At 37.0% G+C, this 24,538-nt stretch carries 17 protein-coding genes and 1 pseudogene; 10 read left to right on the top strand and 8 right to left on the bottom strand.

Features of this window, described 5'->3' with window-relative positions; translation table 11 throughout:
- Together F6K22_RS04835 and F6K22_RS04830 are read right to left on the bottom strand one after the other, a co-directional pair.
- On the bottom strand, positions 1-824 hold an 824-nt coding region (locus tag F6K22_RS04835), incomplete at its 3' end, for a pentapeptide repeat-containing protein (RefSeq protein WP_293093974.1).
- An 802-nt stretch (positions 825-1,626) separates the two neighbouring features.
- Positions 1,627-1,902, bottom strand: a pseudogene (locus tag F6K22_RS04830) (hypothetical protein); the annotation flags it as partial.
- Positions 1,903-1,937: 35 nt separating this feature from the next.
- On the opposite strand from F6K22_RS04830, the gene F6K22_RS04825 reads away from it, so the two are divergent.
- Positions 1,938-2,255: a DUF411 domain-containing protein gene (locus F6K22_RS04825; RefSeq protein ID WP_293093968.1), complete on the top strand. Its 318-nt coding sequence runs from the start codon at positions 1,938-1,940 to the stop codon at positions 2,253-2,255.
- Between the two features lie 403 nt (positions 2,256-2,658).
- Here the strand turns inward: F6K22_RS04825 and F6K22_RS04820 are convergent, their stop codons facing one another.
- Both F6K22_RS04820 and F6K22_RS04815 read right to left on the bottom strand, forming a co-directional pair.
- Positions 2,659-3,111: a BON domain-containing protein gene (locus F6K22_RS04820; RefSeq protein ID WP_293093965.1), complete on the bottom strand. Its 453-nt coding sequence runs from the start codon at positions 3,109-3,111 to the stop codon at positions 2,659-2,661.
- Between the two features lie 63 nt (positions 3,112-3,174).
- Positions 3,175-3,765, bottom strand: a complete 591-nt coding sequence (locus F6K22_RS04815) for a hypothetical protein (protein ID WP_293093962.1) — start codon at positions 3,763-3,765, stop codon at positions 3,175-3,177.
- A gap of 307 nt (positions 3,766-4,072) precedes the next feature.
- On the opposite strand from F6K22_RS04815, the gene F6K22_RS04810 reads away from it, so the two are divergent.
- The 3 genes from F6K22_RS04810 to F6K22_RS04800 all read left to right on the top strand — a co-directional run bounded on the left by F6K22_RS04810 (position 4,073) and on the right by F6K22_RS04800 (position 6,420).
- On the top strand, positions 4,073-4,900 hold the full coding sequence (locus F6K22_RS04810) for a DUF2382 domain-containing protein (RefSeq protein ID WP_293093959.1): 828 nt from the start codon (positions 4,073-4,075) through the stop codon (positions 4,898-4,900).
- A gap of 126 nt (positions 4,901-5,026) precedes the next feature.
- Positions 5,027-5,455: a DUF2382 domain-containing protein gene (locus F6K22_RS04805; protein WP_293093956.1), complete on the top strand. Its 429-nt coding sequence runs from the start codon at positions 5,027-5,029 to the stop codon at positions 5,453-5,455.
- Positions 5,456-5,517: 62 nt separating this feature from the next.
- Complete coding sequence (locus tag F6K22_RS04800) at positions 5,518-6,420, top strand: YegS/Rv2252/BmrU family lipid kinase (RefSeq protein WP_293093954.1); 903 nt, start codon at positions 5,518-5,520, stop codon at positions 6,418-6,420.
- 433 nt (positions 6,421-6,853) lie between these two features.
- Here the strand turns inward: F6K22_RS04800 and F6K22_RS04795 are convergent, their stop codons facing one another.
- A complete protein-coding gene (locus F6K22_RS04795; protein ID WP_293093984.1) occupies positions 6,854-9,160 on the bottom strand; it encodes a heavy metal translocating P-type ATPase in 2,307 nt (768 codons plus the stop codon).
- A 601-nt stretch (positions 9,161-9,761) separates the two neighbouring features.
- On the opposite strand from F6K22_RS04795, the gene F6K22_RS04790 reads away from it, so the two are divergent.
- Together F6K22_RS04790 and F6K22_RS04785 are read left to right on the top strand one after the other, a co-directional pair.
- Positions 9,762-10,520, top strand: coding sequence for an ABC transporter ATP-binding protein (locus tag F6K22_RS04790; RefSeq protein WP_293093951.1), 759 nt, complete (start codon positions 9,762-9,764; stop codon positions 10,518-10,520).
- Positions 10,521-10,979: 459 nt separating this feature from the next.
- On the top strand, positions 10,980-11,909 hold the full coding sequence (locus tag F6K22_RS04785; RefSeq protein WP_293093948.1) for an Rpn family recombination-promoting nuclease/putative transposase: 930 nt from the start codon (positions 10,980-10,982) through the stop codon (positions 11,907-11,909).
- A gap of 339 nt (positions 11,910-12,248) precedes the next feature.
- On the opposite strand, the gene F6K22_RS04780 is transcribed toward F6K22_RS04785, so the two are convergent.
- Positions 12,249-13,919, bottom strand: coding sequence for a DUF3352 domain-containing protein (locus tag F6K22_RS04780; protein ID WP_293093945.1), 1,671 nt, complete (start codon positions 13,917-13,919; stop codon positions 12,249-12,251).
- A 337-nt stretch (positions 13,920-14,256) separates the two neighbouring features.
- On the opposite strand from F6K22_RS04780, the gene F6K22_RS04775 reads away from it, so the two are divergent.
- The 3 genes from F6K22_RS04775 (at position 14,257) to F6K22_RS04765 (ending at position 19,387) form a co-directional block, all read left to right on the top strand.
- Entirely contained in the window at positions 14,257-15,747 is a 1,491-nt protein-coding gene (locus tag F6K22_RS04775; RefSeq protein WP_293093982.1) for an NACHT domain-containing protein, read from the top strand.
- 21 nt (positions 15,748-15,768) lie between these two features.
- On the top strand, positions 15,769-18,120 hold the full coding sequence (locus tag F6K22_RS04770; protein ID WP_293093979.1) for a HEAT repeat domain-containing protein: 2,352 nt from the start codon (positions 15,769-15,771) through the stop codon (positions 18,118-18,120).
- Positions 18,121-18,781: 661 nt separating this feature from the next.
- A complete protein-coding gene (locus tag F6K22_RS04765) occupies positions 18,782-19,387 on the top strand; it encodes a hypothetical protein (RefSeq protein WP_293093943.1) in 606 nt (201 codons plus the stop codon).
- 382 nt (positions 19,388-19,769) lie between these two features.
- Here the strand turns inward: F6K22_RS04765 and F6K22_RS04760 are convergent, their stop codons facing one another.
- Positions 19,770-21,551, bottom strand: coding sequence for a DUF262 domain-containing protein (locus tag F6K22_RS04760; protein WP_293093941.1), 1,782 nt, complete (start codon positions 21,549-21,551; stop codon positions 19,770-19,772).
- Between the two features lie 1,054 nt (positions 21,552-22,605).
- On the bottom strand, positions 22,606-23,598 hold the full coding sequence (locus F6K22_RS04755) for a ribose-phosphate pyrophosphokinase (protein WP_293093977.1): 993 nt from the start codon (positions 23,596-23,598) through the stop codon (positions 22,606-22,608).
- A gap of 520 nt (positions 23,599-24,118) precedes the next feature.
- Here F6K22_RS04755 and F6K22_RS04750 point away from each other — a divergent pair.
- The coding region (locus F6K22_RS04750; protein ID WP_293093938.1) for a GatB/YqeY domain-containing protein at positions 24,119-24,538 on the top strand (420 nt) is incomplete at its 3' end.

Raw genomic sequence — 24,538 nt, 5'->3', positions numbered from 1 at the left:
CCAGAAAGTCCTAGTCGGAAAAAAGCTTTGAAGATATTGCTATAAGTTTCTCTACTATTTGCATCAAATAGAGTTGAGTAAGCTGCAAGTGATAAAAATAGCAAAGGTATAACTGGCACATTAAATGTTATCAAGCTGAGGATTAATAACCAGTTGCTTTCATTCACTAAGTCTAGTGGGTCTAGTTGGCCTAGTGGCTTTAGTAAGTCCAGTAGGTCGATAGATGAAAATGAAATAACCACACAACAAACAGACAAAAAGCTCAAGAGTATCAAAACAGGAAAATTCTCAAATAATTTTCCCAAACTCCTCCAAGACTTACTCACCCAAAACTGATAAAGTGGGGAAAGCAGAGAAACTGCCAATCCCCAAAACAATATATTCCCCAAGATTCCCGATACAGGTTCATTCAAAGTTTTCAGGCAAAAATCCAATATTCCTAATACCCAAAAAAACAGAGCAATATTGCCCTGACTGTTAGACAAGTGGATGAAATAACCGATAGGTACAAGGAGCGCTAATGAGAAAAAACTATTAGCATTTTCATTGATTAAATCTACTTCACCTTCCCTAGAAAAAACCAATAAAGAAATTGCAAAAATAGTCAGACTTGCTGCAAAAAGCAAGAAGGCGAAAAACCAGGTATATGTTGTATGATCGTTTTCACTTCCAGCTTTAATATCATGTAATATAGCTTTTGCCAGTCTTGCTTTTCTAAAATTTGTTCCTTTTAGATCGCATCCGGTAAAATTAGCTCTTCTTAGGTTGCAGCTAGTAAAGTTAGCTCCTGATAGATTATATCCAGCAAAAGATTGACCTCTCAAGTCCAAGTTGCTAAAATTTCGCTCCCCTTTTTTATATTCTTCAATTATTTCCTGAACTTATTTTTTTTCTTGTTTCTTTTGTTTTAATAAATTGCCTGTTTGACTCATCCTAAACCTCAAAGAAAGTATGATTTGGCGTTACTAGATGAATGTTTAATTTTGCTAAATTCTGAATGAGGTTTATAGATTTTAGCCATCTATTGATACCCATATATCAGCAGCAACGGCTATAATTATAGCATATAGCAATCCTAAATTATTTGTCACAAAAAACTGTAGGGGTTTGGTCTCCAAACCCTCTTAGATCAAACATTACCAAATCTTAATAATTATTAATTAAATAATTCAGGTTAAAAGCCGACATTTTCAAGGAAAAAAAAGTGCTAGGATATTTCCTTATACATATTCCGTTACAGTTTTTCTTGAGGTAATTATCCATTATCAATTATGCATTAATGAAGACGGATTGTTAAATGCCTTTTAACCCTTGGATTATACTCGTCTAATGCACTCTACTCAATTGTTTCATCTAAAATAGTGCATTAGAGAATTAGGCTCCGTAGGGGCGGGTTTCACCATAGGGACGTTGCATGCAACGTCCGTACAACGAGTTTTCACATTGAGTCAGATAAACCCGCCCCCAATGATATAATCCACCGTCCTAGGGGCGGGTTTATATAAATCTTAGAGTAACCATGAAAATTCTAGCTGAAACCCGCCCCTACTATGGATAATTATTAATTATCAGTTATTACTCTACTTTATTGAGGTTTAAATTTCCTTAAACGTAAAGCATTTGTCACTACAGAAACGGAACTATAGCGCTACGCATTAAGGCTCTTGACATTTCGCGCATCCTGAAACCCTTTAACAGTTTACTATTCCCTCCATACCTATTCCCTATTCCCGATTCAAGTAGCGCTATAAATGCCATCGCTCCACCCGCAATAATTGGATTTAATAACCAACCAGTTAAAGGATACAAAATTCCCGCAGCAATAGGAATACCTAAAGTGTTATAAATGAAGGCTAAAAACAGATTTTGACGAATATTTTTCATCGTCGCACGACTCAATTTACCGTACTCCTACTTGCGGATGTTGTAAGGGTTGGGTGGAACATATTCAGCAAAATGGTTTTCAGGTAACTGATATTGTCAAACCTGAGTCAGAAATTCAAACTATTCGCCAGAAATATAATTTGCCTTCAGATTTGACATCTTGCCACACAAGTGAAATTGCTGGTTATCTTGTAGAGGGTCATATCCCGGCAACAGATGTTAAACGTTTAATTGCCCAGAAACCAAATATTGCTGGAATTAGCGTTCCGGGAATGCCTATTGGTACTCCTGGTATGGAAATAGGCGATCGCAAACAATCTTTTGATGTGTTTGCCTTTCAAAAAGATGGTCAGACTAGAGTTTTTAACTAGCTATCAGCTTGAGCGCATTTAGCTGGAGCGCTCTTCAATTCGAGGGTAACGGTCCCCCACAAGAGGAGCGAAAAATTTAGTGGTGCGCTTGGCGTGGGGGGGAAAGAATCCCCCATTATACACCTTGAATAAGCTGACTGCTGTTAGCGTTAGCGAAGCTCCTCTGTAAGAGGCAGCTCCTCTGAAAGAGGCTAGCTGAGTGCTGAGTGCTACTTCAATTCCTATAAATTCTAGAATGTCAATCGGAAAACAGTAGGATTTAAGCTAGAGGCTTAGGTAGGGTGGGTTAGGCGGCAATACTTATGAGTGGCGAAGTAAAATCTTAACTGGGAGCCTTAACCCACCGAACATATCGAAGATTAAGCCAATACGCTGTCTTAATCTTTACTTGTGCATTCACTCTCTAAGACTGCTCTGGAGATACGATTTTGACATCCATACTTACTGCTTCAACACCTTTAATTTCCTTTGCTAACGGCTCTATAGTTTCATATTCTTTTTGATTGGTAACTGTACCAGCAATGTTGACTTTGCCATCTTCAGCAGTTACAACTAACTTAGACCTGGGAATATTGGCTTCGAGTTTGGCACGAACTTCACTAATGATATCGGTATCTGCTCTTTCTTGTTCATTACCAAATACTTCATTTCGTTGCTCTCTAGCTCTAATATCTGAACTTAATTGAGCTTGACGAGTATTACTGTTTGCATCTTCTAAAGTTTCTTCTACTGTATTAACATTTTCCGCTTCATCATTGAGATTATCTGGAGCATCCGCACTTGTTTTAGCTGTTTCACAACCCACTGCTCCAAGTAGTAATACGCTGCCTAATAGCAAAGATGTTAAGTTTTTCATATATATAATATATTTCACCTCAATAAATTACTTTTTCGATCGCTTCGTTGCAATAAATCAGATCTATTTATCTGTAGTAGTTACTTTTGCAGGAATATCATAAATAGCCCACTCTTTAACGTTGCGTTTGTGTAGAATGCCATAAGCGTGGTTAATTTCTGCTTCTGTACCTGTTACCATAATTAAATAGTTACCATTGCCTACCTGTTTGCTGTAATGTATAGCCTTATCTTCAGGAATACCTAACCCTACTAGAGCACCAACTAAACCTCCAACTGCAGCACCAATAGCACCACCCGATAGTGTGGTGGCGAGGGCAGTTGCTTCCATGCCAGCCAATAAAATCGGGCCAACACCAGGGATAGCTAGAGCACCTAAACCAACAAGTAAACCTGTTAACCCTCCTAATGCACCACCAGCAACAGCTCCTGTAGTTGCTCCTTCAGGTGCTTTATTACCTATATCATGTTCCTCTTTCAGTTCAGCAGGAGTGATTTCATGTTCGCCTTTAGGGTCTCTGGTAATAATTGAGACTTTATCCATATTAAATTTAGCATCTTTGAGTTCATAGAGTGCTTTTTCCATGTTGTCATAGTTATCAAATATTCCTATGGCGCGCTTGTTTGTGATTACGGGAGTTGTAGTGTTAATCATCTATTTATACTGTAATTAATTTTTGCTATTACTAATTATATTTATTATAATATTATTTATTGACTAATTTCCATCTGTCTATTGATGTATTTTTGCTAAATCAGTTTAGAGAAATAACCTCTGTCTGAGGGAAGATACTTTTTTTTATCAATATTAATAATATATTAATCTAATTTATTTAATTAGCTTTATTTATAAAAATAATTTGATTTAAATTATCTATCAAAAGGAAGATGAATATTTTTAATAAAATTTATAGGATTGAAGTATAAAGCAAAAGAAAGAATTAAATAAGGAGATAGTTAATATGCCTTTAGCTAAAATGACAGATATTTATCCTAACTATAAAGAACAGATATTTGGTGGGGAAGACATCAAGAAATATAGTGTATATACAGCAGAATCAGAAGATAAAGTAGGTGATATTTATGATGCTCTGGTGGATGAACGCGGTCGCTTTCGCTATCTTATAATTGATACAGGGTTCTGGATTTTTGGCAAGAAAGTATTATTACCTACAGGTCGTGCAAAAATTGATTACGACCGCGAACGTATCTATACTATTGGCTTCACCAAAGACCAGGCTGAAAACTTGCCTAAATATGATGATGATATGGTAGTTGACTATGACTACGAAGAAGAAGTCAGAAATGTTTATCGTGCTCCAGCTACTAGCAAGCATAGTTATACTGCTGATACCTACGACTACGATAATGAAGCAGAAATGTACCAAGTTAATGAAGGAAATCAACAACGTTTGAGATTGTACGAAGAGCGTCTAATAGCAAGCAAAGACCGTCAAAAAACTGGTGAAGTAGTAGTTGGTAAGAAAATAGAAACTGACACTGCCAAAGTTTCTGTACCCATAGAAAAAGATCGGGTAGTTATTGAGCGCAGCACTCCTGGTAGTGCAGTAGAAGTTAAGCCAGGTGAAGCTAACTTCAATGAAGGAGAAGTAGCTCGCGTGGAAGTATATGAAGAGTCTGCAAGCATTGATAAAAAGACTTTTGTAAGCGAAGAAGTGACTGTCCGCACAGAAGTTGAACGCGATGAAGTATCTGCACAAGAAAAAGTACGTCGTGAAGAATTAGATATTGATACTAAGGGCCAACCTGTTGTGAAAAATAATCGTTAAATTTTTGACTGAGTTAATTTATATCAATAAACTTAAATAGATCGAACTGGTTGGGTCATTACATATTGTGACTCAACCTTCTATTTACAAATAATTTTTAATTTTTCATAGGAGTAGAGTTGAAAAATGGCCAATGAAAATGAAGCACAAGAAAAAATTCCTTTACTAGAAGAAAAATTAGTGGTTGACCGGAGCAAAAAAAAAGTAGGAGAAGTTGTAGTTCGCAAAGAAGTAGAAACTAAAATTGTTGAGGTTCCGATCAGAAAGGAAAAGTTAATTATTGAACAAGTAAATATAGGAGAAGAAACCAAAAAACTTGGAGAAATTGATTTAACAGAAGGGGAGGTTTCGGTATCAGGAAATCAAGTAGATACTAATGATAGCTCTTCATCAGAATATATTGTTAGTGGCGAATTTATATCTCCTAGTGTTGCGAGTGATGTCTTATCTGCACTACAGAATGGCTGTACTAAAGTACGAGTAGAAGTTACTGTGACAAATCCAGAAATTCAGAAAGCTTATCAACAAATCTTCGATGGTTGTACTAAAATTTAATCAGAATATTTATTTATATTTTCATTGAACGGTAATTTAAACGGTAATTTATTAGAGAAAATATGACTCGTTCGGCCTGTCTCATTTTTAATCCAGTAGCTGGTCAAAATGATGCGGAAATAGATTTACAAAATATTGATGTGCTATTGTCCCCTGAATTTGACTTAGACCTAAAGTTAACTACCCCAGAAGTTAATGCTGGCCAACTAGCTCAGGCAGCAGTTGAAAAAGGAGTAGAATGTATTATCGTTTCTGGCGGTGATGGCACAGTTTCCGCTGCTGCCTCCGCAGTAATAGGAACTGATATTCCTCTAGGAATAATTCCCCGTGGTACTGCCAATGCTTTATCTCTAGCTCTGGAAATTCCTACAACTATTGAAGCAGCTTGCTTCACAATACTAGAAGGGAAAACTCATTCCATCGATACGGCCCTATGCCATCAAAAACCAATGGTATTACTATCAGGAATTGGTTGGGAAGCAGAGACGGTAGACAGCACTTCTAGAGAAGCAAAAGACCAGTTAGGATCTTTGGCTTATTTTATTTATGGAGTCCGAAAACTATGGGAGTTTAATACTTTTGAAGTTAAGATAGAAACAGATAATGACAAATTTACTACTAATGTCGCAGCTATTACTGTAGCAAATGCTGCTCCTCCAACCTCTTTGTTAGCTCAAGGTCCAGCAGGAATTGTTTATGATGATGGACTATTAGATGTGACTATAGTAGCACCTAAGACTAGAAGGGGTGCAATTAGTGCTTCTTATCATCTGCTCAAAACATCTTTTGAAGGTAGTCCTGTAGAGCGAGATGACCTTCATTATTTTCAAACAAAGTACCTAAAAATTTCTACATATCCAGTGCAAAAAGTTGTTTTAGATGGAGAAATTATCGGAAATACTCCTGTAGAAATTAATTGTATTCCTAATAGCTTAAAAGTTTTTGTGCCAATTAAATCTCAATAATATAATATACAAACTGGAATTTCGTTGAAGAAGCAAAAAGTGGATGGGGACTCAAACCCCAACCAATTATTGTAAAGACCGTGTAGACGGCGGGGTATTCCTATTAGATATCTCCAGAAAATAAATAATGGGACTTAAATCATTGCATAAAACTAGCTGAATCAAGCCAAATTTACCAACAAAAATCCTTTTTTGTACCTTTTTCCTAAAAATCTATTCCCTGTTGCCTATTCCCTGTAGCAATAGTGCCTCTAACAGCAAGAAGTCTATTCTTTTTCAGGAGTATGTCAATAATAGACATACTCCCGACGCTGACGAGACAGCAACGAAGGAAAATTTAATTCCTCCTAGAGTATCTGGCACAATAGTTCCAGGGATTAACCGGAGCTACTAAAAGCTGTTTCGCTACGCGAGAGGAAAATGACTCAGAAGGCTAGCTGTTTGCTCCGCATTCCGGCACGGAAATGCTAAAATCTGATAGTTTAAATTTCCTTAAACGTAAAGCATTTGTCACTACAGAAACGGAACTAAATGCCATCGCTCCACCTGCAATAATTGGATTTAATAACCAACCAGTTAAAGGATACAAAATACCGGCAGCAATAGGAATTCCTAAAGTGTTATAAATGAAGGCAAAAAACAGATTTTGACGAATATTGTTCATCGTCGCACGACTCAATTTAATTGCCGTAATAATGCCAGTTAAATCTCCAGAAATTAAGGTAATATCGCTAGCAGCGATCGCTACGTCTGTACCTGTTCCAATTGCTATTCCGACATCTGCTTGAGCTAATGCTGGAGCATCGTTAATTCCATCTCCTACCATGGCGACAATTTGATGGTTATCTCTCCTTTTTTTCTTTTCTAATTGCAGATTTTTTACAGTTTCAGCTTTTTGGTCTGGCAGCACTTCAGCAAATATTCTACTAATGCCAACTTCGGCAGCAATAGCTTCGGCTGTTTGCCGATTATCTCCTGTTAACATTACAACTTCTATTCCCATTTTTTGTAATGTTTGAACTACATTTTTTGAGGATGGTTTTAAAGTATCAGCTATGCCAAATATTCCCTCAATTTTACCATCAATTGCTATCCAAGCAGTAGTTTTTCCATCCGCTTCTAATTTATTTTGATGACTTGGCAAATTAGTAATATTAATTCCTAATTCATTCATCCAACGAGAAGTACCAATTTGTACTAATCTATCTGAGACAATTCCTTGTACTCCCATTCCTGAAATTGCCTCAAATTTTTCTGGTTCTGCTAAAGGAAATTCTACCCCTTGAGCTTGAGCATATTCAACAATTGCTTCTGCCAAAGGATGTTCTGATTTCCGTTCAACTGCTGCTGCTATTTTCAACAATTTAATTTCGTTTTCATTGGCAGTTCCTTGAGTAGTTATATAGTTAGTAACTTTGGGTTTTCCTTGGGTAAGCGTGCCTGTTTTATCCAAAATAATTGTCTGAATTTTATGAGCAATTTCTAAACTATCTGCACCTTTAATTAAGATGCCATTTTCTGCACCTTTTCCAGTTCCTACCATGACAGAAGTAGGAGTAGCTAATCCCAAAGCACAAGGACAAGCAATGATTAATACACTGACTGTTGTAATTAACGACATTGTTAAATTGCCAGTCAGATTAATCCAGATAAGGAAAGTAGCGATCGCTATCCCCATAACAACAGGAACGAACCAATAAATTACTCTATCTGCTAATTTTTGAATTGGTGCTTTTGAATTTTGTGCTTGTTGAACTAATTTAATTATTTGGGCTAATACTGTATCTTTTCCGACTCTGGCAGCCTCAAATTTAAAACTACCAGTTTTATTAATTGTTGCGCCAATAACTTCATCTCCCGATTGTTTTTCTACAGGTAAACTTTCACCAGTAACCATCGATTCATCAACTGTGGAATTACCTTCTTTTATTACCCCATCCACAGGAATTTTTTCCCCAGGACGCACTACAATCAAATCACCAATTTTTACTTGTTCAATGGGAATATCTATTTCTTTTTCCTCTCTAATAACTCTAGCAGTTTTTGCCTGCAAACCCATCAATTTTTGAATAGCTGCTGATGTCTGTTTTCTGGCGCGATGTTCGAGCAGTCTGCCTAATAAAATTAGAGTAATAATTACCGCTGCTGCTTCATAATAAACATCTGGATTTAATCCTTGTCTGGTAAAAAAATCTGGAAAAAATGTCGGAAATAAAGAATATAAATAAGCTGCTCCGGTACCTAAAGCAACTAAAGTATTCATATCTGCGGAACAATTTTTTAATCCTTTTCCAGCACCAAGAAAAAATGATTTACCGCACCAAAACATTACAGGAGTAGTTAAGACTAATTGTAGCCAGGAGTTATGTAACCACATTGGTATCCAGGGAATATTTAATCCGGTCATCATCGGCAACGAACCAATAATTAAAATTCCACTAATAATACCGCCGACAAGTACTTTATTTATCATTTGTCGTTCTATTCGGCGATTTTCTCTGTCTTTTTCTGCCAGATTTATTGTTTCCTGAAGTGCTTTAGCTTCAAAGCCAATATCTGTTACAGATTGTTGAATTTTGTGTAAATTTGTTTTGTGGGAATTATACTTAACAGTTGCTTGTGCCATAGCAAAATTAACTTGACATTCTGCTACACCAGCTAAATTTTCAATAGCTTTTTGAATTTTATTAGCACAGGCAGCACAACTCATACCTTTTAGTTCTAAATATGTTATTTCCATAATTGCCTCCTGATGACTAGGAAGAGAAATTAAAACTAATATTTCTATAATAAAGTCTCTAGTTAACTGGAGAGTCAAGTAGTTCATTCGGTTTTTTTCAATAGATATGAACTTTGACATTATTCCGACGTAAGCATTCATATCTTCGCAGTCAGCTAGCCTCCTGCGGAGGAAATGCGTTAACAGCAAATAATGAATAATTCCTTTTAAGCTTAAAGAGACTTACTTTGGCAGTAATTTTTAATTTTATCTCTATTTCTCAATTGCTTTTACAGAATTATTAATTATTAATAATTAAATAATTCTGGTCTCTTGCCTCCCCTATCCAAGGGGAGGCAAGAGACCACAATTTCTCGGTAATAAAAAGACTCTACAGAATATGCTTCTTTGACTAATAAGATAAGTTATGAACTGATCAATGGCATCGAAGTAGGGGCGATTTGCGTTTGCGTTAGCAAAGCTCCTCTGCAAGAGGCAGCATTCCGTAGGAAATCGCCCCTACTACTCCTAAAAAAAACCATAGTATTTGTAGTAAGCATTTATTAAATTGGTATAACATGGTAATTGTACTAATCAATTAACATCAATATTAACAATAAAAATGAACAATCAAACAGCTATTTCCTGTAATCATGTCAATAAAATTTATGCTAATGGTACTGTTGCTTTGCAAGACATGAACTTGACAATTAATCAAGGAGAATTTGTAACTCTCGTCGGACCTTCTGGTTGTGGAAAAAGCACAGTATTGCGATTAATAGCCAAATTAAGTGAAGTTACTTCAGGCAAAATTGAATCAAATATAAATACTCATAAAAATGAGTTAGCTTTTGTCTTTCAAGAACCAGCTTTAATGCCTTGGTCTCATGTTATTGATAATGTACATTTACCTCTAAAATTAACAGGAAAATCTCTCAGAGAATCTCGCACAATTGTCCAAGAAGCAATTAATTTAGTGGGATTAGATAGTTTTGAACGTTCTTATCCACGACAATTATCGGGTGGAATGAAAATGCGGGTTTCTATTGCTAGGGCGTTGGTAACTCAGCCAAGAATTGTTTTGATGGATGAACCTTTTGGTGCTTTGGATGAAATGACTCGTAGTAAGTTAAATAGCGATCTATTAGATGTGTGGCAAAAACGAAATTGGACTGTAGTTTTTGTGACTCATAATATTTATGAAGCAGTGTATTTATCCCAAAGAGTAATTGTTATGGCTGCCCGCCCTGGTAGAGTAGTAGCAGATGTTAAAATAGATGCGACCTATCCTCGTAATGAAGATTTCCGAATGTCGCAATTATGTAATAATTATTGTCGGGAAATTTCTAGTTATTTGGAAGTTGCAGTATTAGATTATTAAGGCAAAATTTTAGAGGGGCTAATAAATAAATTTTTGCTGGTGCATAGTAATGGTTTAGGGAGTGTTGGGGGTGTGGGAAGTGTGGAGAGTGTGAGGGGTGTGAAAAAAAATGTATATTTTCACCATTACTATGCAGGACTACCAATAAATTTTTGCCGATTATCCTGCTTAAGCATTCAGCAGTTAGCATTCAGCTATCAGCTATCTTGAGCCTGGGAGTAGGGGAGTAGGGGAGTGGGGGAGAAGTAAAAATGTGAAGAATTCATACGCTCCTGGATAATAATGAGCAAAAAATTTATTCTAGCTATGTTAATTACTTAATAGTTGAAGTTTCACATAACTATAGCATTCTTTTTTTTAATTGGTATTACCTAGAAGAGAGCGATCGCTTTGACTGGATCTGCTATAGTGTTTGTATTGTGAAAAACTTTAATTTGAGAAATTTGTGACAAGAAAAATATGAGATTTATTAGCCCTAAAATAGATTATGTCTTCAAAAAAGTTTTTGGCTCTGAGGAAAGTAAAGATATCTTAATTAGTTTCCTCAATGCCATTATTTATGATGGAGAAAAAATCATTCAATCTTTAACCATTATTAATCCTTATAATCCTGGTCAAGTTTTAACTTTAAAAGAAACTTATTTGGATGTAAAAGCAGTCTTAGCTGATGGAAAAATTGTGGTAATTGAAATGCAAGTATCATCCATGACAAGTTTTGGTAAACGAGTAGTTTATAACCTGGCGAAAGGATATGCTAATCAATTAAAAGTTTCTGATAATTATATTAGACTTAAACCAGTTATAGCTGTGACAATTACCGATTTCATTCTGTTTGAAAAAGCCGAGAAAATTATTAATAAATTTGTGTTTAAAGAAGAAACGGAAAATTTTAAATGTTTGGATGAGGAATTACGATTAGTATTTGTGGAATTACCCAAGTTCAAGAAAAAACTATCAGAGTTAGAAAGTTTAGCAGATAAATGGATTTATTTCCTTAAAGAAGCTTCTAGTTTTGATGAGATTCCTCCAAGTTTAGAAGAAGTATCAGAGATAGAATTAGCTTTAAATTTAGCTAATCAAGCAGGTATGACTGTAGAAGAATTAGAAATAGCACAAAATCGGGCAATGGCATTACAAGATGAAAGAGGAAAAATAACTTTTGCTAAAGAAGAAGGAAGACAAGAAGGGAGACAAGAAGGAAAAGAAGAAGGGAGACAAGATGAGGCGATCGCCTTAATAATGCGTTTACTGAAAAAGCGTTTTGGGGAAATTGATACAGAAACAATTACCAACATTGAAAATTTGACTATTGAAGAGTTGGAAAATTTGGGAGAAGAGTTCTTAGATTTCAATAGCATAACTGATTTAGAAAATTGGCTTAATATTTAAGCATTCAGCTATTGCTTTTAGTAATTGAGTAGTAGACCGACACAGCTAAAACTTTGCATTAGGGAGTAGGGGAGTAGGGGAGTAGGGGAGTAGGGGAGAAAGATTGTTGTTGGGTTTCGGTCCCTCAACCCAACCTACAGTTATTGCACCATTTAAGGTGTGTCACGCCAGTAGGGTGCGTTAGACGGCTTAAATTCAGACTAGAAAACTGATTTATCAATCCGTCGTAACGCACCATTCTAGCTATGTCGCTCTACTACATACACCTGTAGCAAGATTCGATGTTAGAGATTACTATGAACTTCTAACTTTTGACTTTTGAATTTTGAATTTTGAATTTTATAACTCCTGTTTTTTCAATTTCACAAACACATCATAATTGGTTGTACGACTATTACTAACAATAGATGTCACCCCAATAGACTCCATACCATCTACCCAAATTTTTTGATTTGCAGGTAACTGGGGAATAGAAAGATTTTGAGGATTGAAAGTTCGACTAATATCAATGAAAAAGTTACCATTAAAAGATTCTGACTCTAATGGTAGAGTTTCTTGTAAAACCACACTTTCCGCCATAGAATTTGTCGGTGCAGGCAATATTTGATTTTCCACAGACCCTCCCAACGTGAAAAATGCCACATTCCCATTCAACCAACCACGAATTACAGTAAAACCACCAAAAGGTGAAGTCCACTTCACCACAGGTTTTCCGCTAGCAACAGCTTCACCTACCTCAAATTCTTTTTTCTTCATTACCTCATCTAATTTTTTCAGAGACTCCTCAGCAGCACGGCGATCGCTTGCTTTGACCATAAATACAAACCCCGCAGCAAATTTTTGTAACTGATCCTTACTTTTGGGAATAGGTAGTAAAGACAAAGAATATTCTCCTGCCATCCAGTTGATGAATTCCTTATCTAAATCCATCCCAGTTCCATTCTTCACAGTTTGACGGAATGTATCTGGGTTAATGGGAGCGATGGGATTAGCTGCTGCACCCTTGACATAATCAGACCACATTCGCTGTAAATTACTGCCAGATATCATCATCAAAGCATTTCCAGGAACTCGACTTAACATTTCCGTAGCTTTGTTTTCTACGGTAAACTTTTTCTGACTATTAGGTTTGAGCCAAGAAATTGCCTTTAAATCTATACCTTCGGGAACTAAACTTACTTTTGCTGCCACTCCCTGGTTATCCTCAAGTTGTTTGAGATTTTCCTCAGAAACAGGAGTCATAGATTTACTAGAAGTATAAGCAGCAGCAACAGGAATATTCACATATACCTGAGCAAAAGGTGCGGCAGTTTCCAGTTTCTCCATCGCTGCCGTATAACCGGGTGCTTTTGCCAGAGATTGGTCTCCTTTATATATATCGACCGCTCGGTTTATTGCCGTTTGAGAATTAGTAACTACCAAAAATTTTCCTCCCAATGCTGCAACAGAAATATCTTGGTTAGGTACTCCTTCAGTTTCTGTAATTTCAATACCTCTGTAGGTACGTTTAACTAATTTACCTGCTTTAGGAGAGCGCGGTTTGTCTAAAATTTGTTTGGCTGCGGTTGGATTTGTGATAGGCAATACCACCATAGTTGCTTGTTCAGCGGGAGGGGGTGGTGGAGAGTCAGGAGTAGTTTGGTTAGAAGGTTCTAGAGTAGACTTGCGCAAAAAAGCGATCGCCACTTCCTTACCTACCCAAGGTTGAATATCTCGTTGATAATTATAGCCATAAGTAGTCAGGAAGCGATCGCGCAACTGCCCCAACAACTTTTGCAAAGCAGCTTTTGATTCAGGAGTGCCAAACTGTTGTAAATTTTCCCATTGAGTAGAGTCAGTAGAAAGATGTAAAGTCATCATTGCATCCTTGGGGACAACCTCGGCACCCACGGGCAAATTGTCTACTGTTTCTTCGGAAGAGATTAGGATGTAGCCAGCGACAGTGCCGACAATTATTAGGAAGGTTGCTCCTAGTAAGGTTAAAGGTAAGGTTTTATCTTGTTTTTTCATTCTTAGCTTTTGCGATAAATTTAAAACTATATAAGGTAGGCGTAGGTTGGGTTGAGAGACCGAAACCCAACACCAGTAATACTTTGTTGAGTTTCAGTATCGTACCGTTACGCCGAAGGAAGTTACTACCCAAGGTTTTTGTTGGGTTGCGCTGACGCTTAACCCAACCTACAACTATAATTTTGAAAAAGAAGGTAGGAATCAGGGATTAGAAGTTGGCAACAGCTAATAATATTACCAAACATTTTGTCCAAATGGTATTTATAGATATAATTTCCGGTAGCGCATCAAAGAGTAAGAATAATCAAATAAATCTAACTTCTGACTTTTGACTTTTATGTGGACATCCTATCTAGAATCAATTTGCCGAGAATACGCCCAATGGTGGGAGGTTTACACTCTGACTGATGTGGCGGGAAAAAAGTCTCTTCAGCAACGGCAAAATATTTCCCCACTCTTAGATTTGGGTTTGATGGTACAAACTGTTGCGGAGGAAAAACAGAGGGAACGTCCAGAAGAGAAAGTTGAACGGTTGACGGTTTTGGAGGGTTTGCGTAAATATGCCCCCAATCATGTTTTATTGGTGGGAAGACCAGGATCGGGAAAATCTACTGCTTTGGCCAGATTGTTATTAGAAGAGGCAGATAAGGTTAGGTCTGGAGAAAATGGCCAAATTCCTATTCTCATAGAATTGCGCTACAGTCAATCTTCCGTACTTGACAGAATCCAAAAATTTATCCACAAACACCACCCCACCATAAATATAGATAAAGCAACTCTAGAAACTTGGCTCCGTCAAGGTAAATGTTTGGGCGTTGCTGAACCAAGGGATGAATCTTTCACTCCCCACACCTCCCACACCTCCCGTACGGACGTTGCATGCAACGTCCCTACCCACACTCCCCACACCTCCCACACCTCCCACACTCCCCTTTTGCTCCTCTTCGATGGGTTTAACGAGATGGCATCGGAAGCGGCACGACAACAGGTGAGAATGTTTCGGCAAGACTACCCCAATACTGCCATGGTGTTTACGACGCGAGATTTGAGTCTGGGGGGAGATTTGGGGATTGAGAAAAGGTTGGAAATGCAGCCTCTGAGGTCATCTCAAATGCAGGAGTTTGTCTGTGCTTATTTGCCTGAACAGGGTGAAAAGTTATGGCAGCAGTTGCAGGGGAGGTTGCGGGAGTTGGGGGAAACTCCGATGTTTTTGTTGATGTTGTGTTCGGTGTTTGGTTATAACAAGGTAATACCTGCAAATCTGGGGTTGGTGTTTCGGAGTTTTACTCAGAGTTATCGTAGTCGTCTGAAGCAAGATGTTCCGGTTGATGAAAGTTCTCGACGTTGGTGGGATAGGTTATTGCAGGAGTTGGCGTGGGTGATGACGAATGGGGAGTCGAAAACTGAGATTATGGTTGCTATTTCTCGGCAAAAAGCTGAGGAGGTATTGACGGAGTTTTTGCGAGGGGAGGTAGAAGCTCCGACTGACTGTGCGATGCGTTGGTTGGAGGATTTATTGGAGCATCATTTGATTCAGGTGGGAGATGATGGTCAGATTTCGTTTCGCCATCAGTTGTTGCAGGAGTATTATGTGGCGGAAAGGTTGTTGTCGCGGTTGTCTGGTTTGAGTGACTATGAGTTGCAGTGGGATTATTTGAATTATTTGAAGTGGACGGAAGTTGTGGCGTTGATGTTGGGGTTGGTGGAGGATGAGGGGTTAGCGGTGCGGGTGGTAAGGTTGGCGTTGGAGGTAGATTGGTTTTTGGGGGCGAGGTTGGTGGGAGAGGTGCAAGGGAAGTTTCAGGAGAGGGCGTTTGGGGAGGTTTAGGGGTTAGAGTTGCCTGGGTTGGTGAAAGTTGAGTTGGCAGGGTTAACGGAGTCGGATGTTGCTGTTCCGGGGTTGGTTAAATTATTGGAAGACTCAGACAAATATGTGCGTCGAGGTGCAGCAGATGCTCTGGGTGAAATCCGCTCGAAAACTGCTGTTCCGGGATTAATTAAACTACTAGAAGACTCAGACTATCTTGTGCGTTATAGTGCAGAAAAAGCTCTGGGTGAAATTGGTTCCGAAACAGCAATTCCAGAGCTAATTAAACTCTTAGAAAACTCAGACTATAGTGTGCGTGAGAGTGCAGCAGAAGCTCTGGGTGAAATTGGCTCAGAAACAGCAATTCCGGAGTTAATTAAACTCTTAGAAAACTCAGATTCTGGTGTGCGTGAAACTGTAGCAAATACTCTGGGTAAAATTGGCTCAGAAACTGCAATTTCGGAGTTAATTAAACTCTTAGAAAACTCAGATTCTGGTGTGCGTGAAACTGTAGCAAATACTCTGGGTAAAATTGGCTCGGAAACTGTGATTTTTGAGTTGACTAAACTCTTAGAACATTCAAACACAGACTTGCGTAAAACTGCAGCATATCTTATAGAAAAAATTCGCTTGAAAAGTGTGAATTATAAGTCAATTAAACATTCAGAATACATAGACTACGACTATGATTATCCGATGAGTTGCACATATTCTCAAGATGAAATTGATCCGAAAAGTGCTATTCGTAGCTTAATGATATTCTTAAAATACGAATACTCCAGTTCAATTTTCCCTTCTAGCATAGCAGATGCTTTGGCTGAAATTATTGAATCGGAAATTGCTATTCATGGTTCAATTAAACCTCTACAAGATATCGAATATCCAGAAGACATAGAATACATAGATATAATATCGGGTGTCGTAAATGATTTGAGTAAAATTGGCTCAGAATTGGCAATTAAAGTTTTAATTAAAATCTTAATCTTAAACAAATATGATACAGATTTATTGTTTACAGTAGCGGATGGTTCAAAGAAAATAGTCTCGGAAGCAGCTATTACAAGTTTAAATAAAGTAATGATTCCCATATTCATTGAACTTTTAGAAGACGAAGATACCGATCCAGATATTTACTATAGGGCAGTGGATATTCTTTTGGACATCGACTCACCTTCTGTAATTCCTGGGTTAATTCAACTCCTAAAAAGCTCAGATCATCATGTGCGTTCGGATGCAGCATATGCTCTGGATTGTCTTGGATCTGAAAATACAATCATTGAGTTGAATAAAAAACTACAGAGCGATCGCTTTTTTAAAGCAAGTATAGATGAAATTATTGAAATTATTAACAGTATCCAACAACGCCTTCAATACTACAAACCAATCCCCAAAATACCCATGTTACCCATGTCTAACACACTTTCTCACAACTACGCCCTACTAATAGGAGTCGGCGACTGCCAAGATTCCTACTTATCACTTCCCGTCACAGTCAAAGACGTTCAAGCTATCAAATCATTCCTCACAAACCCCGACTTATGTGGTTATATTGACGATGAAAATCATCTCCAGCTACTCTGCAATGAACAAGCAACAAAACAAAACATTTTAGACAACTTAAACTGGCTCCAACAACAAGCAAAAAATGACCCAGAAGCCACAATATTAGTCTATTATTCCGGTCATGGTTGGCTAGATGATTTAACCCAAAACTATTACTTAATCCCCCACGACACCGTTGCTAGAAACAGAAAGAAAACAGTATCAACAGCATTACCAGCAACAGAATTTAACAACGCCCTCCAGCAAATATCCGCCCAAAAACTATTAGTAATAATAGATAGTTGTCACGCCCAAGGAATGGCAACTGCCAAAGAAACAGACGAACTAGAATTACCCGAAAACTTCAATCAAACCGCCCTCCCGAAAAACTTAATAGCAGACTTAAAAAAAGGAACAGGGCGAGCAGTATTCACCTCATCCACAGGAGAAGAACAATCTTATTATCGACAAGAAATGAGCATTTACACACAACATTTTCTGGAAGCATTAAACGGTGGAGGCAATAAACCAGGAGATAAATTTGTCACTGTTTCCAACTTAATGAATCATGTGAGCAAAACCGTTCCCGAAAGCGCTCGACAATTAGGGGAAAAACAAACCCCCATATTCGACTTTTCCCAAACAGAAGATTTTCCCGTAGCGTTATTGCGTGGGGGTAAAGGTTTACCCGAAGGGGGATGGGAGGAAGTTAAACACGAAGCACAAGAGAATATTAGTAATATACTCACAGTTAAAGAAGGTGTTGCTTCAGTTGGTCATGGGAATACCAATACCAATGCTCAATACTATTTCGGAAACGTAGAAGGAGATGTAAAGCTTGACGAAAAGTAGGTTGGGTTGAGGAACGAAACCCAACAAATTAATCTCACAAATTGCAGTTATTGTTGGGTTGCGCTACCGCTTAACCCAACCTACAATTTATTACGCTTTACAGCGCTTTTCAAATAGATGAAACACATCGTCGTAACCAAAATCCTGTAGTAAAGCTTGACCAAAAGTAGGTTGGGTTGAGGAACGTAGCTTGCTTCGCGAAGGGTAACCCAACAAATTAACTCCAAAAATCTATGTGATATGTTTGTAGTAGGGCTTGAGCCCTTTAAATCTTGCTCTTAGGGCTAAAGCCCAACTACGAGCGTATTTCAGCAGTAGGTTGGGTTGAGGAACGTTAGCGGAGCTTATCCGTAGGATAAACCCAACAAATTAATCTCACAAATTACAGTTTTTGTTGGGTTGCGCTACCGCTTAACCCAACCTACAATTTATTACGCTTTAAATAAAAAACGAAACCCAACAAATTAATTCTAAAAGTCTCTGTTATGGTTGGGTTTGGCGATCGCTTAAATAATATCAAATCCGTTTACTTTAGAGTAACATAATTCCGTTGATCGTTATGGAATGGGTAGGGGCGAATGGCCATTCGCCCCTACAATGTGAACTTTAAATCCAATTATAATTTTATTAATAATGCTTTGAAATATTTAAGCTTAAGATAATGAGATTATCCTTAATTATTGGAATTTCTAGTATAATTACAATTCTACCCTTAGCATCAAACTTAGATGCAGCAGATATTCTATACCCATCATCACAATCTTTATCAGAATTTACTAAAACTAATATTATTTATCTTGCCAATAACTGGTATAACTACAAGGCTACAGACGGTAGTTATACAATTTATTTTCCCCAAAAACCACAAGAGAAAAACTTATCTGTCAATACCCCTTTAGGAAAATTAAATACCTTATTTGTCTTCTACGAATATCCACAAGAAAAACGAATTTTTTATGTTTCTCACGTTAAATATCCAGTCGAACCTAGCGAATATAATGTGGAAAAAGGATTAGATGGAGCGCGAGATGGAGCCGCACAAAATACTAATTCTATAATAGTTAGTGAAAAGAAAATTAACTACAAAGGATTTCCAGGTAGAGAAATTATTTTCCAGTCACGAGAAAGACCAGATTTAAAAACATTGGCAAGAATATATATCGACCCTACCGGACCAATATTATATAGTTTACAAGTAATTACTGAAGATGGAAATTTAGACTTCCCAGAAGCTAAAGCTTTTTTAGATTCTTTTGTGGTTTTTTAGGGAGAAAAGAATCGGGTAGAATGTTTGTAGTTTTGCTCTAGTCTAAATGTAAACATTTGGTTCTCCTGCTCCCGTAATGGTGAGAATATACATTTTTTTCCCACACTTCCTATAGGATTACTATGCACCAGCATCAAACATTTTAGGGGCTAGAGCAAAACTACGAGCAAACATTTTAGGGGCTAAATTCCAACTACGAGCAAACATTTTAGGGGCTAAATTCCAACTACAAGCCAACATTTTAGGGGCTAGAGCAAAACTACGAGCTTAATGATAATTAAACCAATATTTTTGATCAAACTTTATTTAGTAATAGCAAAAATTGAGGCAGTTACAATCCAGGAAGTTAACTGATAACTGATAACTAATAACTGATAACTGACTACTCTGGAACATCCCAAACTTTTTTCGCTAATTGAGTCAATATTTTTTGGCGAGTTTCTATTGCCTGAGAATCCCATTTTTCAAATGTCTTTAAATCTTTTACAGCCAAATCAATAGTAGTATTTTTTCCAACAGAAATTTCTTCAGCAATAGTTCTAGTCAACAAAAATCTTGACTTTGTATAACCTAATTTTTTATCAGTAAAGTTAGCATTAGCAAGAGCAGATTTAATCGAACTTTCTAACAGAGTCAGATTTCCTAAACGTTTACTATAATTTGCTATTTCAGTAGGTTTATCAAAATCTACAATCACTTCTTTTGTAGGAATTTCTGGCAAAATCTGTTCTAATTCTAATTTGAGAATATAATTTCTTAAATCATCAATCCCTGCTACACTACCCCAGGCAGTTTCATCTATATATTGTGTCAATTTTGCCAAAATATATTTAATTTGATATGGCTGGAATGATGACTTATTCAGTTTATGGAATGCCTTTTCAAATTTATCTGCTACTCGCTGTTTGTTAGGAATAATTTGGTTAGCAATAAACTGATTAAAATCTTCTTGTGAAGTAATTTGACGTAATTCACTTGCCCACTTAAGAATCATGCCATCAAATGCTTTTTGATTGCGCTCGCTAGTCAACATTGCTAAAAATAATAAATTTTCTACCTCTCTACAGAGAGCCACAAAACAATCTTGAGGCAATTTATTTACAGCTAAAAGTAAGATTAAATGTTGCCTAACATTTACACTAAGATTTCTAATATTTACTAAATAACGATTGACAGTTCCATCAATATTATTACCTGCTAAAAATTCCACATAAGCTTTAGCTGAGGCAAATAAATTATTCACAAACCGAATTGGTTCAGTTTTATATCCACACAGAGATTCATTTTTTAGGAACCAATCATAGACTTCTTTTTCAGCAATATAATTCCCATCTTCTGCATACTTAGCCAATATAAAATAACGCAAAAAACGCATTGGTTTTTCTTGGGAATGATAGAGCAAATCTATAATATTTTTCCATTTTACTTTAATTTTATCATAGTTTGTTTGTTTAGCTTTAGCAAAAATAAGATTTTTCAGTAAATCCATATCATCTAGGGGTAAACCACGATGATTGAGAGTGGAATATATTTTCAGAGCATGGGAAACACTAGCTGTTTTGACTCGAATTAACTTAACATTTTTGACAAAATATGCGTAAAACTTTTTCAGATTAGAAATAGCAAGTTCATCTAGTTCAAAATGATCGGAAAGAAAACCTCTAATTTGAGCATAAGCATTCTGAATATTTTTAACAGAGCGAGTAGGAGCAACAAGCTCTAAATCTACTTGTAGAGCAATATTTTCTAGTATTCCTCGACTTTCCTCATATTGTAGTTCTACCCTATGTCTAAACTGGTCATTACCCCAGTTATCCGTATATAAAGCAGCAATCTTATTTTTTAATGCTTCAATGCGTTCATTAGGATTAATAGTTAATAGATAATCCCGAATTGAACAGAGGACTAAATAAGCAGTAGTCATGCGTTGCTGCCCATCAATTACTTCATAAAATTTTTCCCCACGACTACAAACAATTATACTGCCAATAAAATACTCAGAATAGCTGTTTTGAATTTGTTCAGAAAATTCTTCATAGATGTCTTGAATAAATTCATTTACCTCTTTTTCTTCCCAAACATACTCGCGCTGATAATCAGGAATGACATAAAATTCATCAAATAACTTTTCTAAAGTCATGTCTTGAGATTCAATAGTTGCCATATAATTACCTCAATAGTTTTAATACCCCGCCCTGAGAAGGAATCTTTCAATAATTAACAATTAATAATCAATAATTACCTCTTCTTTTTAAGAAGAGAATTGCTTAAAAGGAAATTTTTTTCTCCTTGAAAACAGAGACTTTAAACCTTAATTTTTCGGTAAAATCAATCTGATAAACACCTCAAATATCTATTATTCTGTGAGTTACAGTGGCAGGGAAATATTATTTTATTCTGTGAAATTATTCCCGCCAATTCAAGTCGGCGACAGCAAAACGGCTGTCGCATAACTCCCTTAACAGTCCGCGATATGAATGGGTTAGCGTTAGTGAAATTCCTCTGAAAGAGGCAGAATGACAAACAAAAAGCTTTGCCTTAGCAAAACCAACCCTACATCAAGGCTTAACTTTTTATTTATAGATACCCTCTTAAAAATGGGGTTTAAATAAATAGACATCTCCGGAAAATAAATAAACCTTTTAGTTATATTAGCTAAAGAAAAAAAAGTCACCAGAAAAAATAATTTTTTCTGCCTTTTTCGTAAAAATATCTTACCTGTTAAGTGTTAAGTGTTAAGTGTTAAGTGTTCCCTACTATGCGCAAAAAATCTATATCTTTTTCGGAGTGGTATAATATAAATAAGCTGAATAGCACGGTCAAAAAATTTGCTCCTCCTTCTCCTCCTGATACCTTATTTCTTTCTCCTGAGTCCTAATTTATAACTGTTCATCCGGACATGATATAAGTCCTAATTACAGTAAAATCATCGGCAAAACTATTAAGGAATCTGCGCTCCTGCTAACTCCTGATTATTGATTTCTGACTCCTGACTACCAAAGATATTTAGCAAAAGTTTTGATATTTGGTATAAATCATCAAGTCAAAAAATGCCTGAAACAGTAACAGTAGAGTTGCCGAAGCAAACCCTACTGTCAACCAATCAACTTCACAAAAATTTTATCTCTATTAAATCTTCCTAAAGATTTTATCCGATCATTCTTCCCTCTTCAAATATGGAGAGGGAAGAAATATACAGTGTCTGAAAATAGTCAAATCTAGCGAAACATACTACTAACTGAAGTATCTTCGTGAATGCGCCAAATAGTCTCACCCAATAAATTTGCTACCGAAAGGACTGTTAACTGAGGAAAGATATGTTCCTCACTAAATGGGATAGTATTAGTAACAATCACCTCTTCAAATATTCCATGGGAAAGACGCTCAATAGCTGGTGGGGAAAATACAGCATGAGTAGCACAAGCATAAACTTGTCGTGCCCCATGTTCACGCAATAGTCGCCCACCTTCACAAATAGTCCCAGCAGTATCAATCATGTCATCTACCAGGACAGCGGTTTTGCCCTTAACATCCCCAATTATATTCAAAACTTCTGCCACATTGTGAGCTTGGCGACGTTTATCTATAATTGCCAAAGGGGCATCATTTAGTTTTTTAGCAAAAGCTCTGGCTCTTGCTACCCCACCCACATCAGGAGAAACAACAACAATATCAGATAAATTCTTACTTGTTAAGTAATCTAAAATTACTGGCAAACCGTAAACATGATCGAAAGGAATATCAAAATAACCCTGAATTTGAGCCGAATGCAAATCCATTGCCAGAATGCGACTAGCTCCCGCCTCAGTAATCAAATTGGCCACTAATTTCGCAGTAATTGACTCTCGTCCAGCAGTTTTACGGTCTGCCCTAGCATAACCATAGTAAGGAATTACCGCAGTAATTTGTCTGGCAGAAGCACGACGACAAGCATCTACCATTATTAACAATTCCATCAAGTTGTCATTAACTGGACGACAACTAGGCTGAATCAGATAAACATCACAACCCCGAATTGATTCCTGAATTTGAACATATAGTTCTCCATCAGCAAAGCGCTTACGCACCATTGGACCTAGGTCTAAGCCTAGGTATCTAGCTACTTCCGTAGATAGAGGAACGTTAGCAGATCCTGAAAAAAGTCTTAGTCGATTATGATCGTTAGCAATAGCAGGCACAGGAGCCTGAATTGGTAAAGTAGCACGGATCACGGCAAGCCCTCGTAGCACCTTTATTCATCGTGATCTTATCATCTCAAACCAAAAATATTCTTCCGTATTTTTATCGACAGAAAGATTATTTCATCAGCAATATATCAAGGATTTTTGCTCGAATTAATCTGATTATTATGAAACATTTAGTAATAAAATTCAAGAACTCTTTGAAAAATTTAAAATCTCTTAAGCAGATGCTATTTTCCTGATAATATAATTATTTAATCAGTTAAAAGACAAAAGTCAAATATAATAAGTCAAAAGTATAAATAAGGATTTAACGGAAAGCCTTGACTGGTTATTATGGCGCTACGGCCAAGTCAGAAGTAATCTATGACTGAGTTTTTGCCACCCAAATGCTCTGCAAACAGCATTTAGTAATATCCCGGCCCTTTGCTTCGACTGCTATAAAAGATAGGGACTTAGCAGGTTTCAACCTGAATGGCCATTTTTGTCCCCTTATTTCCTGATGATTTATGACATGATTTTAGAGTTAATTGCGATCGGAATTAGGATTATGAGTTTAAAGGACAAAATCACAGAGGAGATTAAAGCTGCGATGAAGGCCAAAGATAAGGTACGTCTGGAGACAGTTCGTAGCATCAAAAAAGTTATTCTAGAGGAGGAAGTCAATGCTAGGGCGGCTGGCAAAGAGTCTTTGACAGAAGCTCAAGAAATGGATATATTAGCAAGATTGGCTAAACAACGCCGGGATTCTATAGAGCAATATACTCAAGTAGGTCGTCAGGAACTAGCAGATCAAGAAGCAGCAGAATTGGCCATTATTGAGGAATATTTGCCAAAACAGTTATCTGATGACTGCATAAAGCGCGAACGGGAGCGTTACGGCAAGAAAGACGGGTTCGGGTGCCATGCGTTATGTCTACGGGAAAATGGTTTCCGACAGCATATCCCGTGCGCGCTTTCTTGTCCGACG

This window comes from Okeania sp. SIO2F4, from assembly GCF_010672385.1.
Classification (GTDB): domain Bacteria; phylum Cyanobacteriota; class Cyanobacteriia; order Cyanobacteriales; family Microcoleaceae; genus Trichodesmium.
This window is presented reverse-complemented; position numbering and strand designations above follow the sequence as displayed.

Bases quoted from the DNA above. Each gene is read 5' to 3' on its own strand.
- F6K22_RS04820 (WP_293093965.1), bottom strand. From the start codon at position 3,111: ATGAAAAACTTAACATCTTTGCTATTAGGCAGCGTATTACTACTTGGA.
- F6K22_RS04815 (WP_293093962.1), bottom strand. From the start codon at position 3,765: ATGATTAACACTACAACTCCCGTAATCACAAACAAGCGCGCCATAGGA.
- F6K22_RS04810 (WP_293093959.1), top strand. From the start codon at position 4,073: ATGCCTTTAGCTAAAATGACAGATATTTATCCTAACTATAAAGAACAG.
- F6K22_RS04805 (WP_293093956.1), top strand. From the start codon at position 5,027: ATGGCCAATGAAAATGAAGCACAAGAAAAAATTCCTTTACTAGAAGAA.
- F6K22_RS04800 (WP_293093954.1), top strand. From the start codon at position 5,518: ATGACTCGTTCGGCCTGTCTCATTTTTAATCCAGTAGCTGGTCAAAAT.
- F6K22_RS04795 (WP_293093984.1), bottom strand. From the start codon at position 9,160: ATGGAAATAACATATTTAGAACTAAAAGGTATGAGTTGTGCTGCCTGT.
- F6K22_RS04790 (WP_293093951.1), top strand. From the start codon at position 9,762: ATGAACAATCAAACAGCTATTTCCTGTAATCATGTCAATAAAATTTAT.
- F6K22_RS04785 (WP_293093948.1), top strand. From the start codon at position 10,980: ATGAGATTTATTAGCCCTAAAATAGATTATGTCTTCAAAAAAGTTTTT.
- F6K22_RS04780 (WP_293093945.1), bottom strand. From the start codon at position 13,919: ATGAAAAAACAAGATAAAACCTTACCTTTAACCTTACTAGGAGCAACC.
- F6K22_RS04775 (WP_293093982.1), top strand. From the start codon at position 14,257: ATGTGGACATCCTATCTAGAATCAATTTGCCGAGAATACGCCCAATGG.
- F6K22_RS04765 (WP_293093943.1), top strand. From the start codon at position 18,782: ATGAGATTATCCTTAATTATTGGAATTTCTAGTATAATTACAATTCTA.
- F6K22_RS04760 (WP_293093941.1), bottom strand. From the start codon at position 21,551: ATGGCAACTATTGAATCTCAAGACATGACTTTAGAAAAGTTATTTGAT.